Source organism: Oscillochloris sp. ZM17-4 (assembly GCF_019599295.1).
Taxonomy (GTDB): Bacteria; Chloroflexota; Chloroflexia; order Chloroflexales; family Chloroflexaceae; genus Oscillochloris.
Map to the genome: position 1 here is coordinate 272,622 of NZ_JAIEWN010000002.1, position 5,522 is coordinate 278,143.

5 protein-coding genes and 2 pseudogenes are annotated in these 5,522 nt (G+C 61.8%); 4 read left to right on the forward strand and 3 right to left on the reverse strand.

The window, feature by feature from the left end; genetic code table 11:
- Together K2Z83_RS29740 and K2Z83_RS03080 are read left to right on the forward strand one after the other, a co-directional pair.
- Nucleotides 1-164, forward strand: a pseudogene (locus K2Z83_RS29740) (hypothetical protein); the annotation flags it as partial.
- A 113-nt stretch (nt 165-277) separates the two neighbouring features.
- Nucleotides 278-1,048: an efflux RND transporter periplasmic adaptor subunit gene (locus K2Z83_RS03080; RefSeq protein WP_220593711.1), complete on the forward strand. Its 771-nt coding sequence runs from the start codon at nt 278-280 to the stop codon at nt 1,046-1,048.
- 95 nt (nt 1,049-1,143) lie between these two features.
- Here K2Z83_RS03080 and surE read toward each other — a convergent pair whose 3' ends face one another.
- On the reverse strand, nt 1,144-1,947 hold the full coding sequence (gene surE / locus K2Z83_RS03085) for a 5'/3'-nucleotidase SurE (protein ID WP_220593712.1): 804 nt from the start codon (nt 1,945-1,947) through the stop codon (nt 1,144-1,146).
- On the opposite strand from surE, the gene K2Z83_RS03090 reads away from it, so the two are divergent.
- Nucleotides 1,946-3,061, forward strand: a complete 1,116-nt coding sequence (locus K2Z83_RS03090) for an IS4 family transposase (RefSeq protein ID WP_220593713.1) — start codon at nt 1,946-1,948, stop codon at nt 3,059-3,061. The genes surE and K2Z83_RS03090 overlap by 2 nt on opposite strands.
- 33 nt (nt 3,062-3,094) lie before the next feature.
- Here K2Z83_RS03090 and K2Z83_RS29745 read toward each other — a convergent pair.
- Nucleotides 3,095-3,289, reverse strand: a pseudogene (locus K2Z83_RS29745) (hypothetical protein); the annotation flags it as partial.
- A gap of 374 nt (nt 3,290-3,663) precedes the next feature.
- On the opposite strand from K2Z83_RS29745, the gene K2Z83_RS03100 reads away from it, so the two are divergent.
- Nucleotides 3,664-5,031 carry a radical SAM protein gene (locus tag K2Z83_RS03100; protein WP_220593714.1) on the forward strand — a complete coding sequence of 456 codons (1,368 nt, stop codon included), beginning with the start codon at nt 3,664-3,666 and terminating at the stop codon, nt 5,029-5,031.
- A gap of 26 nt (nt 5,032-5,057) precedes the next feature.
- Here K2Z83_RS03100 and K2Z83_RS03105 read toward each other — a convergent pair whose 3' ends face one another.
- Nucleotides 5,058-5,399: a hypothetical protein gene (locus K2Z83_RS03105; RefSeq protein WP_220593715.1), complete on the reverse strand. Its 342-nt coding sequence runs from the start codon at nt 5,397-5,399 to the stop codon at nt 5,058-5,060.
- Nucleotides 5,400-5,522 lie beyond the last annotated feature (123 nt).

Below are 5,522 nucleotides of genomic sequence, written 5' to 3' on the forward strand. Positions count from 1 at the left end.
CCTCGGCGCAGGGCGGCGTGCCGATCAGCGCGGTGGCCAATGTGCAGATGGGCACCAGCCTGACCAGCCTGCGCCGCACCGATATGCAGAATGAGATCGTGATCGGGGCCAACATCGGGCCGGGCCATAATCAGACCGAGCTCCAGAAGGCGCTCCAGACTGAGATCGACACGATCGTCTTCCCGCGCGACCAGGTGGTGGTGGGCTTCGGCGGCGCGCTCCAGAATATGAGCGGAAGAATCGCGCTGACTCTGCGGTTGAGCAGGCGGCCAACGCATTGCGCAGCGCCCAGGACAGCTATAGCACGACCTACTGGAAGAACCGCGAGCTTGAGAAGCTCCCCGGCGACCTGCCGCAGTCGGCGAAGGACGCCGAGGCGGCGGCGCTGCGCGCGGTGTCCAACGCCGAGGAGGGGCTGCGTCAGGCCGAGATCGCCGCAGAGAGCGCCCGCCTGGCGGAGCAGACCGGCATCCAGGCCGCCGAGCAGCAGGTGAACCAGTCCCAGGCGGCCCTCGATAAGCTCCAGGCCGGCGCGACGCCCGACCAGATCGCCGCGGCCAGCGCCCAGGTCGCCCAGGCCCGCTCGCAGCTCGACGCGCTGACCAACCCGACCACGGCGTCCCAGCGGGCGCAGCGCGAGGCGTCGGTGGCCCAGGCCCAGGCGGCGCTCGAGTCGGCGCAGTATAACCGCTCCCAGGCCGACCTGAAGGCCCCCTTCGCCGGCGTGGTCGCCGAGGTCAACATCGATGTGGGCGACCCGAGCTCAAGCGCGGGAGCGGCGGCCATCCGGCTGATCGACCTGAGCGAGCTCACCGCAGAGGTGGATGTCAGCGACGTGGACATCGCCGGGGTGCAGGTGGGCCAGGCAGCAAGCATGATCGTCCAGTCGCTGCCCAATGTCACCTTCAGCGGGAAGGTGATCTCCATCGCCCCGGCGGCGACGGTGAGCGGGAATGTCCGCACCTACACCGTGCGCATCTCCATCGACGACCAGAGCGGGCTGCTGGCCGGGATGCGCGTGCGGGCGACGATCGCGCCCGCGAGCTAGTTGAGCTTCCCGGAAATTCGCTGAACTTCCGGGAAGCTCAACTCCCAGCGCGCTACGCCCAATCTGCAATCTGCAATCTGCAATCTGCAATAGCCCTAAATCGTGGTGAGCCCAGCGGCGGACAGCCCCTCCGCCAGGCTCACATCGTCGCGTCCGACCAGAGGCGAGAGCGGGGTGACGGAGACGTAGCCGGCGCGGATCGCACCGTCGTCGCTGGACTCGGGGAAGGCCGGCACCCGCTCGCGCACGAAGCGGAAGGCCACCCGCCGCCGGCCCTCCGCGTCCTCCGACTCGACGGGCAGCTCAAGGTAGCGCCCGTAGAAGAAGTCCGAGATGCTGGTCTGGCGGAAGCCGCGCACCTCGGCGATCTCGTGGATGTGCGGGACGTTAACGTTGAGCACCAGCGGGCCGCGCCCGCGCAGGCCCTCAAGCAGCGGGAAGAGCTGGACGGCGGCCCAGGAGGCCGTGGCCCAGGGCATGGGCGAGTCGCCCACGAACTGGAGCGAGACGGCCATGGCCGGCAGACCCCACAGGGCGGCGACCATGGCCGCGCCGACGGTGCCGCTGAGCAGCACGTTGCTGCCGCTGTTCAGCCCGCGGTTGATCCCCGAGACCACCACATCGGCCGGCGGGCAGGCGCCGGCGAGCATCCCAGCGGTGACACAGCCCACCGGCGTGAATAAGCTCGACTTTATCCATACTCCGCCAGCTATGCCGCGTAGGCGAGGGCGTCTGTCAGGCGGTCGAGCAACGCCTTCGGAATTTTGACCATGTCCTTGGCGTTCGCTTATATTCGGAATCGGTTCGTGAAATTCACTACCGGACACATTTGTGATGCGGAAGGAGGTTGACACATTATGGTAAGCTCTTGGCTCCAACACCAAAAAGGAGCCTTCCATGAGCGACAACCTCCGCCGCTATCGTGCCATACGAGAGGCACTTCGGCAATGGTATCCCCGCAGCTTGAATGGCCATCAGGCCCGCCACCTGATCACGTTGGCGATGCTGATCAGTGGCATTGTCGGCAGCCAGCATACGCACTTGGACAAAGTCGCCGCCCAGGTTCCCGATGGCGCGAAACCTGCCAGCCGCACCAAGCGCTTTGCGCGTTGGGTCGCCAACGAGACGATTACGTCTTCCATCTACTATGTTCCCTTTGCCGAAATGCTCTTGGCCAGTCTGGCCCATAGCCCGCTCGTGCTCGTCCTTGATGGGAGTACCGTCGGACGCGGCTGTGTCGCGCTTATGCTCAGCGTGCTGTATCGTGGGCGCGCACTCCCGGTGACCTGGCTCGTGGCCGAGGGGCGCAAAGGCCATTTTGCCGAAGCGGTGCATCTCCAGCTGCTCCAGCAGCTCATTCCCTTGCTCCCGCCCCAGGCCCAGGTCATCCTGCTGGGCGATGGAGAGTTTGATGGGCTCCAGCTCCAGCAGCTGCTGGCGACGCAGGGCTGGAGCTATGTCTGTCGCACGGCGAGCAACCTGCCCGTACAGATCGGCGGCGACTGGTTTGTCCTCAGCGACTTGGCCACCCCCGGCCAGATCGTCAGTGGCATGGTGGATGGCTTTACCCATCAGGACTATGGCCCCGTCACGGTGATTGCCTGGTGGGCACAAGAGGCCGCTAAGCCGATCTACTTAGTGAGCAACCTGGAACTTGCGGATGAGGCGTGTCATTGGTATCGCAAACGGTTCCATATCGAGACCTTCTTCTCTGACCAAAAAAGCCGTGGCTTCCAGATCCATAAGAGCCATCTCTCCGACCCGGAACGGCTCATCCGGCTCCTGATGGCCGCGTGCCTCGCCTATCTGTGGATCGTGTATCTCGGCACGCTGGCCCATGTGGAAGGCTGGGTCGCCATCATCCATCGCACCGAGCGCTGTGATCTGAGCCTCTTTCAGCTTGGTCTACGCCTCTTGGAGCACTTCCTCAACGAAGGGATGCCCATCCCGGTCGCCTTTACCGTCTTTCTCATTGCGGATGAAGCGCTCGCCTGGATGGAATGGGTTCAGTGATCTATAGCACGGATTTTCTGTCCGGTAGTGAAGCACCGGTAACTCCTGGCCGTGGAGCAACTGATGGGCGAACAGCGTCACCAGCGAAAACAATCCCAGCAGCACCGGCGTCGTGCGCAGGATGGCCAGATCCGACCACTGGCGCTGGGTCTCGATGCCCAAATGGGCGCGCGCTTCCTCGAAGGTGACCTCCAGCTGCCAGCGCTGAACAAACCACTCGACGATCTGGCTGGGCGCATGGGTCGCATCGGTGCTCAGCACCGCCGTGACGGTGCGTTTGCCCGGCGCCAGGATGGCACCGACCAGCAGAATCTTGGCCCATTCCCATACCCGCTCGCTGAACAGCAGCTCAAACTGACGCAGGACTTGTATAATCGCTCGTGGCAGGGTGCGCATGACTGGCTCCTTCCTCGCAGGTAGGTTCCAGCTAAGCGTACCCTGCCTCTCGTTTTTCGTCTACCGAATGGATAAAGTCGAGCTTAGCCCCTCCGCAGGAGCAGCCCTACGTACTAAAACCCGCCGGGCGCATCCTTGCAGCATCTTTGGTTTCCGGTTATAGTACCGCTGCTACATAACATAACTGGCTATTGCGGGAGGTCTTGATGAGCGAGTGGAAAGGCCGACTTGAACGTCTCGGCATGCTTTATCCTGTTTCGGCGGGGATCCAGATAGATATAAATGCTGCTGTTCGCCATCATAATGGTCTGACAAGCGATGGCTCACTCTGTGATCATAACTGTACGATGGAGGGTGGTAATTATATATGTCCAGCTGCAGTATCTTTGAATCGTGGATTTGTTCGCAAAAGCTTTGCTCCTGCCGATATATTACTAAGGGGCATCCAGACTGCGATTGAAGGGCTTAAGCTTGCAAACCAGGAGTTGATTCGTAGCGCCCTTCCAACTCATTTTGCAGCCTTTCGCGTGCCACCGGAGGTCGCCTCTGCTCTCACGGCGGGCGTAGGCTCCGACATGATCGAGGTGAACCTTTTTGGGGGCAACCCGGAGATGCACTCCGAGATCATCACCATCATCGCAGAGCTACGGCGGCGCTCCGACGTGGTCATTAACTTCACGACGACCGGTCGGCGTTTGATGCGCGACCACAGCTTTGCTGAGCAGATTATGGAGACTCCGCCTGACATTATTGCTCTGAGCGCCGACGACTTCGAAGATGCCGAGCAGATCTATCGGCTGCACACAATGCCACTCGAGGCGCTGTACACGGAATGGAAAAGCATCCCATGGACTCATGGGCAGCGCCAGAAGGCGATTGAGGCCATCTATACGGCGCGCCTTCTCGCTGGCAAAGCTCAACCGGCAGTCCTCTTCAATCTGGTCATCCATTCCGCCAATGTCAATCGGGTCGTGTCGATCGTTACCGCGCTCGCCGAGAGCTTTCCTGGCTGCCGGATTAACCCGTTTCCTTCCCAGACGGCTTTCATGTACCAGCCAGGTGATATGGGCGACCTTGCGAGCTTTGAGCGGATCGTCGACTGGATGATCGCTGCTCACCATGATCAGACGCTCCCTGTCACCCGACGTCTGCACTACTGGCTTGCGCTGAAGGCGGCGTGCCAGGTCAATCGATCCAATCCCTCAATGCTGGCTGACGCGGTGGGCGGTGCCCCGTTTTGGCAGTGCTATAAATCATTCGGCGCGAATCGCTATCTTCAGATTGGCAAGTCATCTGGTACACACCACAAGACGATCGGTGGCGGTCATCTTGGCTGCTTCTGGAATGACGAGACGATCACCCGAAGCGATGTACAGGTGTGGGATATGACAAGCCGCGAGGTTACTGACTTTTTGCGCGAAGGAGCGACGGCTCTGGCAGCCAATAGCTCCAAGGCATGTCCAGGATGCGCCTTTCCCCGCCTCCTCTTCGATGTGCTGAGTACCGAAGCGGGGCTGGCGAATGACTTGATACCAGCATACCTCAAGCTGCGCCAATCGCACGTCGGCTATTGACCTGGCATAGCTTCGCCTAGCGGGTGTTAAAAGGGCTCGACGCCGACCTCGGAGAGATCCTCGGCGAAGCGCTCCATATCGCGCACGCCGCGCAGCTTATCGAGCCGGCCGAGCAGGCGGCGGCGGTCGGCCTCGTCGGTGATCACTGCCCGCTCGATATACTGGCGCAGGTAGATCTTGAGCAGATTCAGCTGGACGGCGCTCAGATCCTCGCTGCGCATATAGACCTCGACGGCCGCGTTGAGCGCTCCGCTGGTCTCCTCCATCCAGAAGCGCGGCGGCCTGGCCACCTCGAAGGGGTAGGGGTAGTCGGCGTTCTCGACGAAGGTGAGCGGTCCAATCTGCTCTGGTTCTGGCTCCTGGGTCATAGCACACACTTTCTTAGGGCTGTCGCCCTCAAACCCTGCATATATGTGGCTGCACCTGCCAGCGAAGCTGGCAGGTGCAGCCACATATATGATCAATATCGGGGGCCGCAGACCCTACCTCGC